The organism is Paraburkholderia caffeinilytica (genome assembly GCF_046030355.1).
Lineage (GTDB): Bacteria > Pseudomonadota > Gammaproteobacteria > Burkholderiales > Burkholderiaceae > Paraburkholderia > Paraburkholderia caffeinilytica_B.
Map to the genome: position 1 here is coordinate 39,656 of NZ_JAQQCQ010000006.1, position 19,903 is coordinate 59,558.

A 19,903-nucleotide genomic window follows, 5' to 3' on the forward strand; every position below is an offset into this window, starting at 1 on the left:
ATGAGCCGCCTGTAGAACACGACGACTTCATCATCCGGTAAGACCGCCGGCATCGCCATTCAGCCGTTCGGCTAATGGCACGCACTGCGCCGATATGCGATGCTGTGACGTGCCGGGTTTAGCCGCGCGCGGTTTTGGCGGCTTTGGCGCCTGAGCGAACGGGTGGTTTGAACAGTTTGACGGTGCGAATAGCCTGGTCGTCGCTACGCATCACTTCGAGTTTCACCTCACCGATCTGCACGCATACGTCTCCGTCCGGAATCTCTTCGAGAATCTCGAGAATCAGGCCGTTGAGCGTTTTCGGCCCGGCGGTCGGCAGTGTGAGATGCAGCCAGCGGTTCAATTCGCGCAGCGGCATGCTGCCCGCGACGATACATTCGCCGCTCTCGTTCCAGCCGCCGCGCGAATTGGCGCTACGCGGAATCGACGTGGTGAATTCGCCGATCAGCTCTTCGATAATGTCTTCCGGCGTAACCAGCCCTTGCAGCTCGCCGTATTCGTTCACGACCAACGCCGTGCGGTGGCGGCTTTCCTGGAAATACTGCAGTTGCTGGAATACCGGTGTGCCGCTCGGCACGAAATACGGCTCGGCCAGCAACTCGCGCAGCGTCTCGCGCTCCAGTTCCTGATTGTGCAGCGCCGCCAGTGTCTTGCGGACGTGCAGCACGCCGAGCACCCGGTCGATATCGCCTTGATAGACGATCAGCTTGTTGTGATAGCAGGTTTCCAGCTGATGCAGGATCTGTTCGAACGGCGCGTCGAAGTCGAGCGCTTCGATGCGGCGGCGCGGGATCATCACGTCGTCGACGGAAATGTTCTCGAGGTCGAACAGGTTCAACAGAATGCTTCGGTGCTTGGTCGGCATGAAGCTGCCTGATTCGAGCACGATGGTGCGCAGCTCTTCCGTAGAAAGCCGCTGATCGTGGGCGCCTTTGGTATTGATATGCAGCACGCGCAAGATCGTGTTCGCGAACAGATTGACGAACCAGACGAGCGGCCTGCCGACGCGCATCATCGGTGCGATCAGGAGGCTGGCCGGCAGGGCGATCTTCTCCGGGAACGTCGCGCCGACGATCTTCGGCGTGATTTCCGCGAACACGATGATCAGGAACGCGACGATACCGGTCGCGATGGACAGCACGACGTTATTGCGGCCGAACGTATGCAGCGCGATCGAGGTGGTGAGCACCGGAATGATCGTGTTGAACAGATTGTTGCCGATCAGGACCACGCTTAGCAGCTGATCGGTGTGCGCGAGCAGGCCTTGAGTGGTCCGGGCGCCGAGCGCATTCTGGTTGGCAAGGTGTTTCAGGCGATGGCGGTTGATCGCCATCATCGCCGTTTCGGAAATCGAAAAGAAGCTGGAGCAGATAAGCAGCAGAAAGACGGCGCCGATCTGCGCCCATAAGGGAAGTTGTTCCACGCGTAGTGAAAGATAGGGACGGGATGGAGACAATATAGCAGAGGGGACCGGGCGACCCGCTACGGCGGGTGGTCCGGGACAAAAACGCGCGCTCCGGTCGGTTTCGGGCGGTAGTGCGCACGGCGCTCAATTTCCGTGCGCGGCAGATCCACACTCCGCCTCGATCTACGTGACTTGCCGCTTTAGTGTGCGGACCAACGCGCCGAGCGCGTGCATGATTTCCGGCGTCAAACTGGCGTTGTCGTCCGCATCAGGCAATGCGCCGGCGCCTTCGAGAAAGGCCCGGACGAGGAGGCTCTGCGACGCCGGTGGTTCCTCTGCCGGCGCAACCGGCGGCGCAGGATGGGTCACTGGCCTGAGGGGTACGCGTAACCTGATCGGCCTTTTGTTGCCCAGCGCGGTCTGCGTATGAAGTTTTCCGCTGTAGTCCGGTGCGGGCGGCTGCATGACGCGAGCGAGTTCATGGTGTGTTTCGCCAACGGCAATCCGATAGTCAGCTTGCCCCGTTGGGGCGCCATGCAACGAGGGCGATTCGGCTGAAGGCGAAGCCTCGGCCACCGTCATTGCCGCGAGCTCTGGAACAACGGGAGCCAGCGGTTCCAGAGGTCGCCGCGACGCCGGCGGCTCTAACGAACCGCGGTTATCTGGCGGCAATGCGATCTTCAACCGCAGGTGGCCGTTCAATTCCGGCATGTCGTCACGGATTGCATTGCCGGGCAACGTATCCCGGTGCGACGCCTTGAAATCACCGTGAGCAGGCGCAGCCGCCAGATCGGCGAATAAATCCGTCGCGGCCGATTCATTCCAGCCCGGGTCATTCCAGATCGAACCGAACCCGGTTCGATCTGGCGCGTCGAACAGTGCAAGCGGATCGAGCGGCGTATCGAGAAGGCCGTGCAAGCCGAGGGATGGACCTGTGCCGTTCAGCGGACTAGCCGGATGGCTGGCAGGCCCTGCCATCATTTGCAGCGGATCGGAACTCGCGGCAGCCAGTGATGGCACAAAAGTACCCGCCTCTCCGGCGTGCCCGTCATTCAGCAGCGAGTTCCACGATGGCGCTGAAGCACTAGCCGTGGTCTGCAAGACGTAAGCGCCTATATTGACGATATCGCCTGTATCCAGGCTGGCCTGTGCACCTGGCGCCAGGATCTTGCCGTTGAGAGCAATCGCTGCGTGTTCGCTGGTGTTCAGCAGCAGCCAGCCGTCTGTAAGCGCGCGTATGGCCGCGTGGTGTCGCGCGACCGTGCCGTCGTCGTCGGGCAGGACTAATGTGTTGCCGGCATCGCGGCCGACCGTCCCGCCGGCCGCGTCAAATACGGCGCTCGCGCCACGTGCAAATGTTTTGCCGTGACAGGCGATGATGGTCAATCTGAGGCTCGAGGAGGGCACGAAGAGAGGCTCCTGTTGGCAAGTGACGGTCATGATGGACATGAAAATGCGTTCATTTGCGTCAGCTGGAACGGGTTATAGCTGCTGCTGGCGGTGACGCGCAGCGCCAGCTTGTGTCCATTGACGTCGAAGGTCGCGACAAAGCTCTCGGGCGCAGCGCCCGGCGTGATGCGCGCCTTGTCGAGCAGACGGTGCAACGCCCATGGCCCGTGGGTTTGCAAGCTGTCGCTGCCGTTCGGCGTATTGACCTGCAAGCTGACCAGATTGGCGCCGCCCGGGTTGGGCCATTTCACCGTTGCCGGGATCTGCGGGCCGTGTGCATAGCGGATCGTCTGGCCGTCGATATCCAGCACGTATTGCGTGATGCCGGGGTCGAGCTCGAGCGGTGTCAACTCGATTTGCAGCGACGGCGCCGTCGCGTTGCCAGGGAAGAACACCGTGCGGATCGTATCGGCGTTTTGAAACGAGCCCGCGAGGCGTGCGTCGACCGGTGCGCCGTTTGCCGCATCGCCCCTGAAGGTCCAGCGGCTATGGCTGACATCGATCTGCGAGGCGAGGTTCTTCTGAAAGAAGCTGTCCATCAAACCGCCTGAGGCGAATAGCTTCGAAAAATCGTCGAGCGCGACGTCCCGGGGCGCGCTGCGCTCGAACGGGTAGCGCCCGGCGATCATGTGCCGGCACACGCGGCCGATGCCACCTTGTGCGTCCTGCGCGATGTTGGCCCGCGCGGCGCCGCTGATCTGCCCTGAGCCGGCCTGCGACAGATCGCTGAACATGTTGCGCAACGGCATGGGCAGGCGGCCAGCATCCGCTTGCAGTGCGTTGAAGACATCTGTTTGCGGCGGCGCATTGCCACTGTTCAACGCAGCGCTCGCGGAGGTCAGGTAGCTGTACAACGCGTCGACGACACGCAGGTTGCTGTCGAGCGGCGAGCCTGCTGCGCCCGCTGGGGTGGCCACCAGGCGCCGCAGCGGTTCGAAATGATCGTCGACCATGGTTTCGGGCTTGCTGTCGGCCGCCGACACCGGCGCGTCCGGCGCAACGTTGCTGAACAATGCAGCAAGCGATTGCCTCGCCTCGCCGATGCGCTTTTGAAACTTGCCTTCCGCGGGCTGCTCGGCCGTCCGCGTGCGCAGCAGATTGGTCTCGTTCGCGGCGGCCAGCAGAAGCTGCCTGAGCGGTGAATCCGATGCCGATAACGTGCGCGCGATCTGCGTGCTCTGCGTAATCGATCTGCTGTCCATCAGCGTTAGATCGCCAAGATACCTGTCCCACACGTCGATATAGTCATTGAAATACGCGCGTCTGATTTCCAGCGCGAGGCGCGCGCGGTCGGTCGTGCTGGCCGGGCGGATGCCGAGCACCCACGGATCTTCGTCGATCAGTCTTGCTGCGGCGCCGTCCACGCGTTTGTCAAAGGTGTCCCAGTAGCCGCGATAGGTGTAGAGGGTACTGATGCCGTCGGTCAGCGGCAGACCGCTTCTCCGCCTGAAAACGAGTGCGGCCTGGGGGCCGCCGGCGCTCGCCGCGGTGACCGGCGCGCCTTGCATCGTACGCAATAGTTCGCGGCGCAACAGGTGATAGGCGCGCAGCGCCGGCGAATCGCGTTCAAGCCGTTCGCGCACGCTGTTCACAAGCGGCACATTGAGCGCAAATGGCGAAGTGACCTTGTGCGACTCGAACAGATTGGCGATGTGCGCTTCGAGTCTTGCGCGGTCATGCTGCTGCGTGTTCGACGGCAGCGCGTTGTCGGTATCGAGGGTCAGCCATGCTGCGAGGAAGCCGGCATCGTAATGCGTTGTATCGTGGAGCATCAGATAGGCTTTCAGCGCATCGTACGAATACTCGAGGTCGTTCGCCGGTGAATTGGCGAGTATCGATTCGATGCGGGTGGACGCTTGCGGCAGCAATTTTTCGTCGAGCGCGCGGCGATAAACCGCGTCGCCCGCGTCGTTGATTCGCTTGCCTTGATACAAACCCATGCCGTAGCGCCACGTCGGCGGCGCGTCCACATCGAAGCGCTCGCTGCGCGGCAGGCGTTGCAGTGCATCGAGCATCGGCGAAAGCGACGCGACGGTGTCCAGGTTCGAGACGATGGGCCGGTTGGCCTGCTGGTTGAAGGCGGCCACATGCGCGTTCACTTCGTTGAGATAGGCGCTGTTGTTCAAATAGCTGGTCGTCCAGCCAGCGAGCAGCGCCAGGAGAACGCCGCTGGTCAATGCCGCTATTGAGGCGTGTGCAATCAGGCTGCGTCGTTGCAAGGTGCGGCTCACGCCGGCAAATCCGGCGTCGGCGAACACGGCGTCCTGCAAAAGGTGTTTGAGAAAGTAGCCCTGACTGTGTGCCGGCGCGATGCGTGGCGGTGGCGCAGTCTCGATGTGCAGCCGCTGTCGGATCGGCGTCAATATACGGTCGACTTCCGGGCCGTCCTGCAGCGCGCTGCTGAGGTAGACGCCGCGCGCCACCAGGTTGGTTTCCAGGCGCGACGTGCGAAAAAGCGCCACGAGAAAGTCGTCGAGGATCTCCTTGAGGCTGGCGAACTGCTGAGGAAATAGATAGGCGAGCGCGCGGGTGTCGACATCGGGTTCGGCGATGAGGACGTCGCACAAGCCTTCGTTCAGCCGCTGCACCAACCGGTCGAATGCGCCGCCGGACGCAAAGCCGGCGGCATCGCCCCGTGACGCGTCACCGGCAGTGAAGGTCGTGCCCCACACCTGCGCGCGCTCATCCCGGTTCAGGCCGGAAAAGTATTCGCGGAAGCCCGTGATGCGATCCATCCTGGTGAAGCAAAGATAGACCGGGACACGAACGTCGAACTTGGCCTGCATCAGTTGCAACGGCTTGCGCAACCGTGTGGCGTAGGCCGCGCGATCGGACTCGCTCATGGCGAGCAGTTCGTCGATGCCGACCATCAACAACGCGCCGTTGATGGGCTGACGCGGCCGGTATTTACGCAATAACGCGAGCAGTTCGCCCCATTCCGCGCCGCGCCGCGTGTCGGCGTCGGCGGCTTCCAGATAGTGGCCGGGTGTATCGACGAGCACGGCGTGGTTGCTGAACCACCAGTCGCAGTGTTGCGTAGGATCGATGCGGCCACTGGCGGCGCGCGCGGCTTGCTCCGCTATCGACAGTTCGAGTCCGCTGTTGGCAAGTGCCGTGGTCTTGCCGGAACCGGCGCTGCCAACGACGAGATACCACGGCAACCGGTACACGTGCTGGGCGCTAAGTCTGTCCAGCCACGCCGCAAGCCTGCCCGTGCGCCTGTCCTCGTGACGCAACAGATGCAGCGCATCGCGAAAGCGGGCGCGCAGTTCGGCAACGGGCTCGCTGCCGTCTTCAGAGCCTGCGTTGTCGCGTTGGCTTGCCTGGCGTCGGCGAAAAAACATCGGCATGCTCGCGTTGTCCGGGTGCTTTCGCGCACGCCAGACAAGCCGTACACACCAGACGAGCAACACGAATGCGATCAGTACGTATCGTGATGTTTCGCTTTCCAGCGGGCGCGCTTCGCCGATCGACAGCAGCGGCCCGATTGTCCAGATCAGCGCGCCGATGACGATCATGCCGACAAGTTGCAATAACGCCCAGGACCATAACCATCCAGACAAACGCTTTATGAGATTCATCGGTTGGCCGCTTGCGAAATGTTCTGTCGGTTTGCTGAGACTGGAAACAGCACGATTTCCACTCGCCGATTGTGGGCGCGGCCTTCGGCTGTCTCGTTGGTGTCGACCGGTTGTTCGTCGCCGCGCCCCGCCACGTTGAGCGTGCGGGTTCTGTCGAAGCCGGCTGCGAGCAGCCATTGCCTGACCGCGGCGGCGCGCGCCTGCGAGAGCGCGAGGTTCGATGCGAACCGCCGGTCGCGGATCGGCTGGTTATCCGTATAGCCGGTGATCACCACGTCTGCCCGAAACCGGTTCAGAACGCCGGCGACCCGAGCGAGCACCGGCAAATAGGTGTTATTGGCGGCGGCCGAGCCGGAGTCGAACAGGCCGTCGCCGCGGATCGCGATCACGCTGCGATCCGCTTCGTCGCGCACGATCAGCGTGCCGCGACGCACGTCTGTTTCGAGCAGCGCGGCGAGATCGAGCGGCGATACGGCGGGCGCGCGAAACTCGATTTCCGGAAGATGAATCGCGTTGATTGCCTCATAGGTTCGATCAGCTTGTGCGCTTGACGCGAGCAGAAAGCCAATGAAGCTCGCGCAGCCGATCAGGCTTGCGAACAGCAACCACGCCCATGGCGGCAACCAGCGGCGTGCGCGGACGGCCTGTGTGCGGTCAGCCGCGCGCCAATCGGGCGAGAGCGATTGTGCATAGCCACCGCCCGTTTCATGGAGCAGCTTGTGCAGCCTGCGCGTGAGCGTTTCAAGTTGCGCGGGGCCATTCTGAGCGACGCGATAGCGTCCCTGGAATCCCAGCATGAGGCAGAAGTACTGGAGCTCGATGATGTCGCGATGTTCGCGAGGATTGCCCGACAGGCGCGCCAACAACTGGAAGAACTTTTCACCACCCCAGGTTTCGTTATGGAAGGCGACCAGCAGGCTGTGCGTCGACCACGCGCTGCCGCCCCACGGCGCCAGCGCGGCGGCTTCGTCGAGGGCCGTGCACAGGCAATAGCGCGCGCCGACGATGGTTTCGACGGCGATGGCCGCCTGCTGCGCCCGCGCCTGAAACCGCCTGATTTCATCGACGAGATATTCGCGCAGCCGCTCTGGCGTCAAGGTCGTGCTGGTGCGAATTGCTGAGAGCGTGTCGAGTAGTGGGTTCGCGGCGGTAAGGAGCGCATTGTGGGCGCTCGAATGCATCGACAATGTTGGTTGCCCCGGTTGCCCCGGTTGCCCCGGTTGCCCCGGCTGCGTCGCGCCGATTCGCCACGATTCAGCCGGCTGCCTGTTGTCTGCCGCAACGGTCGCATCGTCCGCATCGCCCGGCGACCTGCCCACAGATTGTTGTTTTGTCCACATAGCGTTAGCCGCGAATCGCCCAGAACTCCATCGTCAGGCCCGGCAGATCGCCCGCGACATGCAGGGCGAGGCCGCTCGACTTTTCCAGTTGTTTCCAGAGGTCGCCGCCCGTATCCAGTTCGAAGTAGTGGCTACCGGCGTGATACGGAATCTGTCTTGGCGCGACCGGCAGCATGCGCAACGCAATGCCGGGAAGATGCAGGTTCACCAGATCGGCCAACTGCTCGGCAGGTCCGATCTTGACCTGCGCGGGATAACGCGTGCGCATCGTTTCGGCGGGAAGATCGGCATGCACCGCCAGCACGAAGCCGGCGCTGCGAATCAGTTCCGGACTCGGAATCCGCGCGACCCACACGCGATGCGCGCGCTCTTCCAACTCGATCGCGACGGCGTTCTGTTCGAGCACCGTCGACAACGCTCGCCGCAGCTCGTCCATCAGCGGTGAGAAGCTGCCTTGCAAATCGTCGTGCCGGTAACTGGGGCGGATTGCTGGACGGCGCTCGCTGCTCGTATAAGTGCATAGATCGAAGGCGAGCCGTAGCCACTGACGGAAGAAATGCTCGGGATGCACATGGCTGAACGCCTGCGCATGGGACGTATCGGCCTGCGCACGGTTGATCAGCGCAAGCAGCAGAAAGTCCCCAACCTCGGCGACGCCGCCGCGTCCCGGGCGCGACATACGCTGCGCCAGCGCATCGCCACGCTGCTCGAGCAAGCCATGGAGTTCGCTGATGTAATTGCGGAGCACCGGTTGCTGTCCGGCTATCAACGTTGGCGGGATGTAGTGCCTGTCGAGCACCAGAGGGTTATCGCTGCGCCGCTCGATTACGCGCAGCAGGCCGAGCGCCTGCCATTCGCTGCCGATCTCGGACGCGAGTGCCAGCTTCATTCGAGCGCGGGCAATCTGCACGGGGGCGGGTCCCAGCGCGACGGCATTGCTGTCGGCAATTTCGCGTGTGCATACCCTGTACCGGGCAAGCGATTCGACCTGCTCCTCGAAAATCGTGTCTTCGCCGCCCACGCGGCGGATGGGCAGCGCAAGCACGACGAGTTCGTTTTTCGCGTGAGCGGGGATGTCGAGTGGCGCTGGCAGTTCGTCGGGATCCGTCACCAGGAAGGGCGTGCCGTCGGGGAACACACCTTGCGCCATCGACAACGCCACCTTGCCCAAAGCGAGCGCGCCGGGATCGACCTCGAGGCTCAGAAAGCCCCAGAACGCCCCCTGCAATCCGAGACTGCGCTGCTGGACGTAGTCTTCGATATAACGCTCGAACTGCTGGAAATGCTGGGGTCGCAAGTACATCCCTTCCGACCAGACCACTTTGCTGCGGGACGCGCCCGAATCTTTCAGCGGCAAATGTGAATGCTTCATCAATGGGTCCGATTCATGGTTCTGATAACCAGGCCGGCTTCGCCCAGTTCCACTCGTATGGCGGTCCGCTCCGGCGCGAACGGCCAGAACGAAAAGAAGCCTTCGGCGGCTGGTGGCGCGAAGGTGGTTTTCCAGACGGATGTGTCCAACTCGCGATAGCCCGCAACCACACCAAACTGCCTGACTGCCGGGTCGCAGGGTTTCTGGACGAGCTTGCGTTCGCCAGGCAGCAGGATCATCTGCTCGACTGAGACGAGGTCGTCGCCCAGCGTGGTTCTGGCGTGATCCTGCAAAGCGGTGAAGCCGCTCGCCTCGAAGCCGCCCGTCGACTTCAGGGCGTAGACACCGACGAGAATCGGCGAAGGCTGTCCGCGGCTGTCCGGATTGACGCTCGAACTGACGTAGAGATAAATATCGCAGGACAGGTCCGCTGTTTTTTGCGTCGACGCACAACTGGCCAGCACGATTGTCGGCATCAACGCAAGCAACGCGCGCCATCGTGTGCGGATCGTGCGTGGCGCCGGTGTGGCGCATCGGTGGATCATGTATGGCTCGCGTGTGTTTCAACCGGCCAGATTCAGAATATGCGTCTGGCTCGGCGAAGTGCCCGTGCCCAGCGCGTTCGTCGCGTTCTGTTGGGTTGGATCCGTCATGCGAGTGGTCGGCATGCCATGCAGCAGCACGGTATTGGCGCCATTGATGTTGCGCGAGGTCGAGCACACAGTGCCTGACAGGACGCCGCCCATCGAGCCGGGTGCGTCGCCATGGGTGATAGGGATGATGGTCGCCAGATTGTGGGCGGGAGCGGCCGCGATCAGGATGTTGCTGACGTTCGGAATGGCTTGCGGACGTTGCGCGTTGTTGTCGTAAGCGACCGGCACGCCGAGCGGCGGCGTCTTGTTGACGCTGATGGCGTCGTTGGCGCCCGCGGCGCTCGAATTGACCATGACCATGGGGTTCTCCTAGCCGAAATGAATTTGCTGGGCGTCGATCTTCGACAGCCGTTCTGCGGTCAGCAGCGCATGCTTGCCATGCAGCCGAACGCTCTCTTCGGCGGCGTAGTCGATATGTGCCGCACGCAGATGGTCGATGGCTTCGATCGTGCGAAAGCTCGCTTTGCTGATCTGCACCACGCGCTCGAACACGCTCTCCACCGTCTTGCCGATCAGCCGCAATGCGCTGACTCGTCCTTGCAGTTCGCCACACTGAAATGATGATTTTTCGGCCGCGAGTTCGGCTTCGTCGACTGATACTTCGAGCCGTCCGCTGTGTAATAGCAGCTCGTTATCACCGTGCAGATGAATATGCTGCGCGGCGCGAATCTTGACGCAGCGGGTCGATTCAAGCAGCAAATCGCCGTCGATGCGGATGCGTGCGCTGCCTGTGGCAGACCGCTCAAGGATCGCCAGCACGTAGGCGCGCTCCGGATCGGCGTGGCTCACCAGCACGCGATCGCCCGGCTCTGGCGCGATCAGGCAGCTAAAGGCGCGCTGGCATGACAACCGGGCGCCGTCGCACGCCACCAGCAACCGGTCTTCGGGCAGGATCGCAAGCACGCTGCCGAGCGTTTCGCCGGCGACGGTGGGCATGGGCATTCTCAATTCGGCGACAGTCGATTTCATGGGGCTCCGTGGGTCATGTGTGCAGTCGGTGGGTATCTCGCTGCGCGGACCAGGCTTGTGCTGCGTCCAGTGCCGCGTCGTTGCCGATCACGCCGGTGTGCTTTTGCCAGGGCGGCTCACTGGCGACGCTGGCGTTGGTTGTGACGTTGCAGATGCGGGTTCGCTCGAACCTCGCCTCGCGGAAGTCCGCGTCGCTTAGCTCGGCATACGAGAAATCAGCCCCATCGAGGCGCGCCTGAATAAAACGGGACTGCCGCGCGTCGGCGCGCTGAAACACGGCGCCAGATAGATCCGCACCCTTGAAATCCGTCTGCCGGACTCGTGCGTCGACCCAGACACTGTTGGGCAAACGGCCGCCACGGCACTGCGCGCCATTGACGTTCGCGCCGAAAAAATTGGCGAACGGCGCGTCGACATCATTCAGCACGACAGCTTCGAGCGTGGCGCCCTGGAAGTTGCTATGCGACAGGCTCGCCGACGTGAAATCGACGTGGCGTAAATCGGTATCGATGAATTGGCACCGGTTCAGGGCCTGTCCGCGAAACGTTTGTTCAGCCAGGTTGGATTCGGTGAAAACGGTGCTGTCGAATTGCGTTTGCACGAAGCGCACGTCGCGCAAATCCAGTCGATAGAACAGGCTTTTGCGGATGACGGCCATCGAGAAATCGGCGCCTGACATGCAGGTTTCGTCGAAGACACTGAGTTCGAGATGCGCGGCATTGAACCGGCATTCGCTCAGATCGCATTTCAGAAACGCCAGCCGGTGGGCGCGTATGCCTGAAAAGCAACTGCCATGGGTGCGCGTTTCATTCAACCGGCAATCGTCGAGTGTGCTGTCGAGCAAGCTTGTGTGAAGCAGTTCACTTTTCAGAAAGGTGCTTTGCGACAGATCGGCACCCGCGAGATCGACGTTATCGAACACACACTCGTTGAACACACATTCGCTGAGCTGTGCCTGCGCGAGTCGTGTGCCGGTGAAGGTGACCTTGGCAAAGATGCCGCCGGACAGGTCACATTGCTCCAGCGAGAGCGGCCCGAATGATTGCTTTTCGATAACTTCGCCGTTGCGGATCATCTGGTAAAGCTGTTCACGCTGTAGACTCATGTCGACCCCGCCAACGGATAAAGGACCGCTTGTTCCAGATACGCGCCGTCGAATTGCGTGGCGCGATCCGTCGACGTTTCGGCGAGAGTGGCGCGGAACAGATTCGCTTCAATGAAACGTGCGCCTCGAAGATTGGCGCGCCTCAGATAGGCTCCGATCAGGTCGGCGCGTGCCAGATTGGCGCCACTCAAATCGGTACGCACCATGTAGCCGTTGTCGAGCTTGACACCCTGCAGATTGGCGTCTTGCAAGCATGCATCGGAAAAATCGCAGTGATCGATCTGGGCGCCGCTGAAATTGGCGCCGTGCGCGTTCACTTCGCGCAGATTGACTTCGTTGAGCCGCGCTTGTGTCAGGTCCGCATTTGCCAGCACGCTGCCTTTCACGAAGCAGGCTTTACGCAACGTCGCGTGATCGAAAGAGATGCCGTTCGCGGTGGTTTCGACAAATCCGAAACCGTCGATATCGGCCTCCGAAAAGCTGACACGTTCGAGGCCGCACTGTATGAAAGCCAGCTTGCGGATGGCCGCCTTGTTGAAGCTGACATCGTGAAAATCCTGCTCGATGAAGACCAGGTCGCTCAGCGTGGCTTCGCTGAAATCAACCGTGTCGAAACGGCAATGCCTGAACTGGGCACGTTGTATCGACGAACGCGGCAACCGGCAGCGCAGAAATTGCGTGTGCTCGAACAGACTGCCGTCGAGTATGGCGCCGCTGAAATCGGCGTCATCGCAATGCGCAAGCGACAGATTCGCCGTCGTCATCTGCGCGCCCGTGAAGCGGGTACGCACCAGCGTCGCGCGCGCCAGCACCGCACCTGTCAGCGTGGCGTTGCTGAAGTCGGTGCCGGTCAGATCAGCGCTTTCCATCAGCGCACCGGACAGCTGCGCGCCGCGCAGCGTCATTTCGCTCAGATCCGCGCCGGTCAGATCAAGGCCCGCCAGCGATTCACCATTTGCGTACATCGCCGCGATGCGTCGGCGTGTCGCGACCACTGCGGCCGGATCGAGTCGCGGCGCGGCATCCTGATACTGAACGGCGTGCAGGTACGCTTCGCGCAGCTTCTGGTCGGCGGCGCACGCCAACTCGCGAAGCTCGGGCCGCTCGATACGTGCGAGGGATGCACTGGCGAGCGAGGACGCTGGCGGTCCGCGTCTCGCTGAAGTTTGCGAGATTCGTGCCGCATGTTCCGACTCGATGCGCCGGCGCATTTTTTCGAGTGCGGCGCGTTGTTCTTCGGCTAGCGTTTCGTGGTGCCGTACGAACTCAGCCAGTTCGTCGAGCCTGGGCGGCTTCGGAGCGGACGCTGTTGCAAACGAGTCGATTGCGAGTCTTGCGGCGGCGCCTTGTGCGGACGCCGCGACCTGTTCGGCATGCAGATGCGCGCGCCGTAGAAGATTACGGTGCAGTGCGCCCTGCGACGAGGCCACAGCGGCCTCGTCTTGCCCGTCAGCCCGGAGCAGCACCGACGCAGGCACGAGGTCCCGATCACGCAACGCATGCAGCGCGCCGTATTGGCTATCCATGCGCAGATCGAAGACGCGTCGGTAATGCACCGCGGGTCGCGACTCGGCGCTCAGTTCCGCACCGATCATCAAACAGGCGATATCTTGCGTGTCGAATTCCTCAACCTCGGTTGCGCCATGGAAAATCATCACGACCCGCTCGCGATGTGGGATAAACCACGCCGTCGTCAGACGCATCGGGACCTCGGCGAGCATGTCTTCCCGTTGACGTTTCACGAAACAGCGGGCGCGCAGCGCCGGCAACGTACCGGTCATCACCGCATGCCGGGGATGCATGTGCGTGATTTCATACGCGGCGCCATCGGGTAGGGCTGTATGCGCCGAAAACTGTTGATCCAGCGGCGCAACGTTGAAATACCGGTGGTCCATGGTGCGGGGAAAGCCGGGGCAATCCGCTTCGCGCCATGGCGGGTCGAGTTCGCCGTAAAGCGCGCTGCGTTGCGGCCAGCCAGGCGCGATCGGTGTGAAGCTGGCCGGCTCCGCGTGCTGCCCGCGCCGGGTGAGCGGGCCTGCCGCGTACTCGATGTTAGGAAGTGGCAGTGGTGTTTCGCTGTCGCTGGAGACACCGGTGAATCCTCGTCCGCGTGGATTGTCGGCGTAACCTGGACCACCGTAGGCGAGCGGCCAGTCGATCGGCAGAGAGTCGAATGGCTTGGCGGGCGTTGCCTCATCGCTATCGCGGCCACTCGCATCACACCAATAGCGGTTGCCCGACACCCGCAATTGCTTGTCCGCACCCGCGAAACGGATGCCGACGTCGCACGCGTGAGTGCGTCCACAGTATTTGCCGTACGCGTGTGCGGAAACAAGAAACTCCGCGTGTACTTTCGGCAGGGCTGCGTCGAGCGCGTAGCCGGACAGCTCCTCACCCACCGTGTTCCAGAGTTCGGTTTCGCCCACCAGTTGCACTGTGTCGCCGAGTGTCGCCATCATCGGAATGGCGACACCGAGGTGTTCGCGGCCGCCCGACCGGTAAGCGCGCGTCAAGATGCCAAGTTGCGTGGGCTTGATGATTTTCATGGTGGCTTGTGTGTGCTGGCGGCGTTAGAACGTGACCGACAGGCCGGTGGTGGTGAACGACACGCCAGTCGACGTGACGCTCGAGCCCGTGCGTGTGACGGAGGAACCGGTCGTGCTCACGGTGCTGCCCTTGGTGCTGACGTCCGAGCCCGTCGCACCGATATTCGAACCGACGGCAATCACCACGGATCCGAATGCGTCCATCGTCGAGCCGGTGACGCCAAACCCGGTGCCAAGGACGCTGACGCGGTTCAAGGTAAATGTCTCGTTGGTTCCCAGTACAACGGCGGTGGCGTTCCCGTTGACCACGGTTACCGAACTGCCGCCGACCGTGGTTGTCGTGTCGTTGGCGATCGCGACCGTTTCATTGCGTCCGACTTCATGGGTTGCGTCGTTTTCAACCGATACGGCGTAATCGCGCTCCGCATGCAGGCTCACTTGCTCGGCGCCCTGCTTGTCCTCGAAGCGCAGCATGTTCGCGTTGGCGCGGGTGCCGCCCGGCGTGCGCGTCACCAGGCCGCTTTGGGTCGCGGCTTCGGGCAGACCGAAGGGCGGCATCTGATCGGCGTTGTAGATGCGTCCCGTAACAAGCGGGCGATCGAGTTCGCCGTTCAGGAAGTCGACCACCACTTCCTGGCCGATCCGCGGAACGTGAATGCTGCCGAACTGAGTGCCGGCCCATGCCTCGGATACGCGCACCCAGCAGGAACTGTTTTCGTCGCGTTTTCCGTAGCGGTCCCAACGGAACTGCAGTTTCACCCGACCGTACCGGTCGGTCCAGATCTCCTGGCCAGGTGGTCCCACTACGACGGCGGTTTGTGGGCCGGTTGCTTTCGGCACGGGCGTAACACTTGGTGCACGGTAAGGCAGTGTCGTGGGTTGCGCGATGAAGTCGAAGTCGTAACGAGCTTCACTGCTGCCGGTGACATAGCCGCCTTCCTGCAAACGATAGTCGACGCCGACTACCAGGTAAGCACGGTTTTCCAACTCTCGCGGGCAGTTTTTCAACGTGAACAGATAGCCTGGCGCCATGGCGCGCAGACGGGTGTGTGCACGCGATCGCGCGTGCGAGGCCTGCTCTTCTTCCAGTCGCACTCGGGCATAGTGCTCGCCCTGATCGGCTTCGATGTAGCGGCCTTGCCATTGGTATTGGCCATAGCCGCCATGCTCCGCGCTCAGGGGATTGACGCGGACCTGAGACAGATCGGCTTGCGGCTTCCTGAAGTCGTAATCGTCGACTGTATAGGCGCCTGAGCTGAGTTCCGTTTCCGGATGCCATTGGTCGACACCTTCTTCTGCCGGCAATGCCAGCCGGTCAGGCGGCAGATAGGGCAGCGTCGCGTAACCGGACAGCGGATCGTGGGCGCTCATGTCGTCGGCGAGCACCAGCACTTGCTGGTCCGATTCGTGGCGAAAATAGTAGTAGATGCCTTCCAGCTCCATCAGCCTGCTGACGAACGCGAAGTCACTCTCCTGGTATTGCACGCAGTAGTCCCAGCTGCGGTAGCTTGCCAGCAAACGCTCGTCGACCGGGAAACCGTATCGGGCTAGCACTTGCCGGATAATCTCCACGACCGACAGGTTCTGGAAGATGCGGCAGTCGGTCGTTCTTGTCAGGTACCAGAGCCACGGGCGCACTTTCACCGTGTAGACATAAGTGCGCGGCGTGTCCGTTTCCCGGCCGCGGAATGCGCACCGTGCGATATGTCCGCCGAGATAGCGCACGCCGCCGTCAAGCGTGGCGATTTCCAGCGTAAGCGGTTTGCCGAGCAGGCTGTTCATGTCGAGCGAAGCCGACTGGCTGACCAGCTCCACGTTGAATTCGTACAGCGACGACAGCATTTCCTGGCCGTCTAGCGAGCGAAACCTGAGTGTCTCAGGATCGAGCGGCGTGTGAGCGGTAATGATGTGGTTCATGGCGGGTTTGATTGCGATGACGGCGCGCTGTGAAGGATCGGAACGGGGACGGTTAGCGGGAGACGGCTTGCCGTGGCGGGTACGCTTCGGGGGGATAGACGAACTCGTCAGCGTCGTGTGCACTCGCGCGCATGCCGAGCCAACTGCCCCAGCCCAGTTGCTGGTCACGGCCCAGCGTATTGCCGGTGACGTGATCGGCGGCCATCACTAGCCGCAAGTCCCACGCCCATTCGAAGCCGACGTAGTGGCGGACCCATTGCATCACCTGCCGCGAGCGACGGGTGCCCGGCAGCAGACCCAGGTACTGTTCGCGCGATAGCGGTCCCAGTCTCAACTGGAACTTCGACTGTGCACCGCGCACGGCTATGCCGAGCGTCGCGCCGGCGCCGAGCAACCGTGTGGCATGCCTTGCGCGCAGTCTTGTCCGTTGCTCGGGCCCAATCGGCATCCAGTGCGGAACCAGTTCGACGATTTCGACCGGTACGCCGAGATGCATGCGCAGAATCTGCTGCAGACCTTCCGGATTGCGCGTTTGCCGGACCAGATGACCGGCCATGAAATAGCGGGCATGCGCGGGAACCTCGTCGCGCCGAAGCTGCGACGGCAGGCCGCAATGAATCAGGCTTGCGACATAAGCGTCGAAGCGCGCCTCGTGCCCGCGGTCGAGGCTGACGGTAGGCTGCGCGTCGGCCCATGCGCGGTAGAACAACAGAATCAGCCGGTGATGGAATAGATCGGCGAACGCGGTCAACGCGGGGTCGTCATGATTGCGTGCGCGGTCGCGGGCATAGTCGGTCAGATGCAACGGCAACGGGCCGTTTGGGCCGAACAGTCCGAAGCTGAAAATGGTCACGCGCGGCGGAGCGCCTTCATGTGCCACGCTGGCCGTGGCCAGGGTGGCAGGCGCGAAGGCCAGTGACGGTTGTTGGCCAATCCGCAGCGGTTCGTCGCCCGGATGAGTAGCGCGGCCCATGCGCACCGGCATGCCGGCGCGGGCGTCGAGCCAACGCAGGAGCGTATAAAGGTCGTAGGCGTGCGGTGCATCGGCGACCTGCTGCCAGAAATGTTGCAGTGGTGGGATGGTGAGGGTGTTCATGCTGTCGGGCGGCATCCGATCCGCGGCTCCCATCGTTTGATGGGTCCGCGCTGCAGCGTAGCCACGGCGAGTTCGCTGAAGCTGTTCAACGACACGTGGCGGGCAAAGAACTGCTCCAGCACCGCGCCGAGCAAATAGGTGCTGGAACCCGCAAACGCCAGTTCGTCCAGCAGCAGTGAAACGCAAACACCGCGGCTGAACATGAGCGGCCCTGGCTGTGGCAACGGGTTGTAAACGGCTTCGATCTGCACGCTGCGAATGCCCTGGATCTGTGGCTGCACATCGGCCTGTGCCGCGCCGGCGTACAGTTCGAGCAGCTCACGCAGCGCTTGCGCACCCTGGCCGCCATCCAGATCGGTGAGCGTCAGATAGTTGAAATTCAGGTGGCTGATCAGCCGCCAGGTCAGTTCGCTATCGGCCAGCGCCGGCCGCGGCGCCGTCGGTCCGCGCAGCACCTTGATGGCCGTAACCGGCGCTGAAATGCGCAAGCTGAAATCGCTGCTGCCGTCGAGCGGCATCAGCGGCGCGAGATCGCGGTTGGTGCAGAGCGCCTCGACCGAGAGATGGCGTAGGTCGTCGGAAAACGGGGCTTCGTGCTGGTCGACCAGCGACAGGAACACTTCGCCCCCGCTATAGCCCTTCGGCAGATCTTTGCGCTCGCGCGCGGTGCTGACGAGGCGCGGTTCCCGACGGAGTGAGAAGTAGCGGCCGTAGCGATCGGGGTCATCGGCGGTCATGCCGTAGAACGGTTGAAACTCGCAAGACCTGCCGTCGGCTTGCAAATGACCGGTGACCTTTTCAATGCTATGGATCTCGTAGTCGCGCGGCCGCGTGCGGTCCACTACGACGTGATGCTCATAGTGTCGCGTGGACACCGCGACGCGGTCCGTATGTTTCGGAAACAGATTGATAGCCGGCGTGCAGAAGAGTGCGAGGCTGCGGGCGTCGACCGAACGTTCGAGGTCGGGCACCGTCTGGTCGAGCAGGATGGTTAGTGAGAAGGCATGACCCTCCATCGTGCGCAGGGCCTGTTGCAAATGGCCGATACTGAAAAACAGAAAGCGCGCCGGGAAGGCGAAATACTCGTGCAGCAGCCGGTGGCCATGGAATGAGCGCATGCTGTGCGGCAACAGGGCTTGTGCCGCATCGAATCCTTCGTGGCGGATTGCCTTGGCGTCGAGGAAAAAGCAGTCGCGCTCGGGATTCGACACGGAGTGGCATACCACGCCGATGCTATGTGCCAGCACCAGTTCCAGTAGTTGCAGCGCCTGGCTTTCAGGGCCGCTCAGGAAAAACGTCAGCGCGTCGAGCGGCAGATTCTTCAAGCTCGCGGCGCCGCAGACTTCCAGTTGCAAGCGCAATGCGCCGCGTACCGTCATACCAGGTCTCAGCCGTGACAGCGGCAGATCGCCGGGCTCTCCGCTCATCTTTACGTCAGCGAGCCGCAGCGGCCAAAGCGTCACGGCATGTGCAGTGCGGAATTCGCACGCTGTCTGTTCGCCGGGCGCAAGATGGGCGCGCAATGGTGTGCCGGCTGCCAGCGTGTAGCCCTCGTGCAAGCTTCCCTCGCGCAGATTCGGCTGCACGGCTGCGATCGTCATGGACGGCAGCGGAGCCAGATAATTCGGGTAGACGACATCTAGCAACCGCTGTGCGAAGCGTGGAAACTCGGCGTCCATCTTTAGCTGGATGCGAGCGGTCAGAAAGCTGAAGCCCTCGAGGAGCCGCTCCACATAGGGGTCCTTCACCTCCGTGCCGTGCATGCCAAGGTGACCGGCTGTCTTCGGAAAAGCCGCGGCAAACTCGGCGCCAAGCTCACGCAGATAGGCGAGTTCACGGTTGTAGTAGTCGAGCAGGCGCGGATCCATCACGCTTTCCCGTGCGAGCGCAGCGCGATATGGCCGGTTTCGAGGTCGATCTCGGCATGGAGCAGGAAAACCTGCTGCGCCTGATTCGCGCATAGTTGCCCGCGGATCTCGAGCGACAGCATGCTGCGTTGGCCCTGCGCAGAAGAATTGGCAATGCAGCGCACTTCGACACTTTCCGCGAGAATGCGCGGCTCGAACTGGACAATCGCCTCGCGAATCGTATCTTCGATGCTGATCCAGTCCAGCGCCGACGCTCGCGCACCCGCCAACGCGCCCACGCCGAAATTGACGACCGAGCGCCGCACGTGCGGATAGGCGGCAAGGTCTTCGGTAGCTTCCAGGTTGGTACTGTTCAGGAGCCAGTTCAGATCCCGCAACAGCGATTCGCGCCACAGTACTCGCGACGGCGCGAACATGCCGTCGGCCCCGGCTCCGGCCTCTGCTTGCGGACGTTCGTGGGTCAGGCGGTCAAGCAAGAACGGCTGGACGTCCGGACGGGCGTCGCGCCGCAGCGGCGCATGAGTTCGTTGCGGGCGCAGGGAAGGGAGCTTGGTCACAGTATTCCTTTGGCTTCAGGCAATGCGGACGATGCCGGCTGCGTG

At 62.5% G+C, this 19,903-nt stretch carries 14 protein-coding genes; all 14 read right to left on the reverse strand.

Annotated elements, in window-relative coordinates:
- Positions 1-118: 118 nt before the first annotated feature.
- The gene (locus PQQ95_RS11430; RefSeq protein WP_408437504.1) at positions 119-1,423 is read right to left on the reverse strand and encodes an HlyC/CorC family transporter; all 1,305 of its coding nucleotides are present in this window, start codon (positions 1,421-1,423) and stop codon (positions 119-121) included.
- Between the two features lie 165 nt (positions 1,424-1,588).
- Entirely contained in the window at positions 1,589-2,812 is a 1,224-nt protein-coding gene (locus tag PQQ95_RS11435) for an FHA domain-containing protein (protein WP_408437505.1), read from the reverse strand.
- A 29-nt stretch (positions 2,813-2,841) separates the two neighbouring features.
- Complete coding sequence (gene tssM, locus PQQ95_RS11440; RefSeq protein ID WP_408437506.1) at positions 2,842-6,435, reverse strand: type VI secretion system membrane subunit TssM; 3,594 nt, start codon at positions 6,433-6,435, stop codon at positions 2,842-2,844.
- Positions 6,432-7,616: a type VI secretion system protein TssL, long form gene (gene tssL / locus PQQ95_RS11445; RefSeq protein WP_408437507.1), complete on the reverse strand. Its 1,185-nt coding sequence runs from the start codon at positions 7,614-7,616 to the stop codon at positions 6,432-6,434. Before tssL ends, tssM begins: the two co-directional genes overlap by 4 nt.
- A gap of 163 nt (positions 7,617-7,779) precedes the next feature.
- Positions 7,780-9,147, reverse strand: coding sequence for a type VI secretion system baseplate subunit TssK (tssK, locus tag PQQ95_RS11450; RefSeq protein ID WP_408437508.1), 1,368 nt, complete (start codon positions 9,145-9,147; stop codon positions 7,780-7,782).
- On the reverse strand, positions 9,147-9,692 hold the full coding sequence (gene tssJ, locus PQQ95_RS11455) for a type VI secretion system lipoprotein TssJ (RefSeq protein ID WP_408437509.1): 546 nt from the start codon (positions 9,690-9,692) through the stop codon (positions 9,147-9,149). Before tssJ ends, tssK begins: the two co-directional genes overlap by 1 nt.
- Positions 9,693-9,710: 18 nt before the next feature.
- Positions 9,711-10,100, reverse strand: a complete 390-nt coding sequence (locus PQQ95_RS11460) for a DUF4150 domain-containing protein (protein WP_408437510.1) — start codon at positions 10,098-10,100, stop codon at positions 9,711-9,713.
- Between the two features lie 9 nt (positions 10,101-10,109).
- Entirely contained in the window at positions 10,110-10,769 is a 660-nt protein-coding gene (locus tag PQQ95_RS11465) for a DUF3540 domain-containing protein (protein ID WP_408437511.1), read from the reverse strand.
- A gap of 13 nt (positions 10,770-10,782) precedes the next feature.
- Entirely contained in the window at positions 10,783-11,874 is a 1,092-nt protein-coding gene (locus tag PQQ95_RS11470) for a pentapeptide repeat-containing protein (RefSeq protein ID WP_408437512.1), read from the reverse strand.
- Positions 11,871-14,420, reverse strand: a complete 2,550-nt coding sequence (locus PQQ95_RS11475) for a DUF2169 family type VI secretion system accessory protein (protein WP_408437513.1) — start codon at positions 14,418-14,420, stop codon at positions 11,871-11,873. The genes PQQ95_RS11470 and PQQ95_RS11475 overlap by 4 nt, the downstream gene beginning before the upstream one ends.
- A gap of 24 nt (positions 14,421-14,444) precedes the next feature.
- Positions 14,445-16,337 carry a type VI secretion system Vgr family protein gene (locus tag PQQ95_RS11480; RefSeq protein WP_408437514.1) on the reverse strand — a complete coding sequence of 631 codons (1,893 nt, stop codon included), beginning with the start codon at positions 16,335-16,337 and terminating at the stop codon, positions 14,445-14,447.
- Positions 16,338-16,389: 52 nt separating this feature from the next.
- Positions 16,390-17,433, reverse strand: coding sequence for a type VI secretion system baseplate subunit TssG (gene tssG, locus PQQ95_RS11485; RefSeq protein ID WP_408437515.1), 1,044 nt, complete (start codon positions 17,431-17,433; stop codon positions 16,390-16,392).
- Positions 17,430-19,301 carry a type VI secretion system baseplate subunit TssF gene (gene tssF, locus PQQ95_RS11490; RefSeq protein ID WP_408437516.1) on the reverse strand — a complete coding sequence of 624 codons (1,872 nt, stop codon included), beginning with the start codon at positions 19,299-19,301 and terminating at the stop codon, positions 17,430-17,432. Before tssF ends, tssG begins: the two co-directional genes overlap by 4 nt.
- Complete coding sequence (gene tssE, locus PQQ95_RS11495; protein WP_408437517.1) at positions 19,301-19,858, reverse strand: type VI secretion system baseplate subunit TssE; 558 nt, start codon at positions 19,856-19,858, stop codon at positions 19,301-19,303. The genes tssF and tssE overlap by 1 nt, the downstream gene beginning before the upstream one ends.
- Positions 19,859-19,903 lie beyond the last annotated feature (45 nt).

Excerpts from the sequence above, each read along its gene's own strand:
- tssG (WP_408437515.1), bottom strand. The coding sequence starts at position 17,433 with ATGAACACCCTCACCATCCCACCACTGCAACATTTCTGGCAGCAGGTC.
- tssF (WP_408437516.1), bottom strand. The coding sequence starts at position 19,301 with ATGGATCCGCGCCTGCTCGACTACTACAACCGTGAACTCGCCTATCTG.
- tssM (WP_408437506.1), bottom strand. The coding sequence starts at position 6,435 with ATGAATCTCATAAAGCGTTTGTCTGGATGGTTATGGTCCTGGGCGTTA.
- PQQ95_RS11465 (WP_408437511.1), bottom strand. The coding sequence starts at position 10,769 with ATGAAATCGACTGTCGCCGAATTGAGAATGCCCATGCCCACCGTCGCC.
- tssJ (WP_408437509.1), bottom strand. The coding sequence starts at position 9,692 with ATGATCCACCGATGCGCCACACCGGCGCCACGCACGATCCGCACACGA.
- PQQ95_RS11460 (WP_408437510.1), bottom strand. The coding sequence starts at position 10,100 with ATGGTCATGGTCAATTCGAGCGCCGCGGGCGCCAACGACGCCATCAGC.
- PQQ95_RS11475 (WP_408437513.1), bottom strand. The coding sequence starts at position 14,420 with ATGAAAATCATCAAGCCCACGCAACTTGGCATCTTGACGCGCGCTTAC.
- PQQ95_RS11480 (WP_408437514.1), bottom strand. The coding sequence starts at position 16,337 with ATGAACCACATCATTACCGCTCACACGCCGCTCGATCCTGAGACACTC.
- PQQ95_RS11470 (WP_408437512.1), bottom strand. The coding sequence starts at position 11,874 with ATGAGTCTACAGCGTGAACAGCTTTACCAGATGATCCGCAACGGCGAA.
- tssL (WP_408437507.1), bottom strand. The coding sequence starts at position 7,616 with ATGCATTCGAGCGCCCACAATGCGCTCCTTACCGCCGCGAACCCACTA.
- tssK (WP_408437508.1), bottom strand. The coding sequence starts at position 9,147 with ATGAAGCATTCACATTTGCCGCTGAAAGATTCGGGCGCGTCCCGCAGC.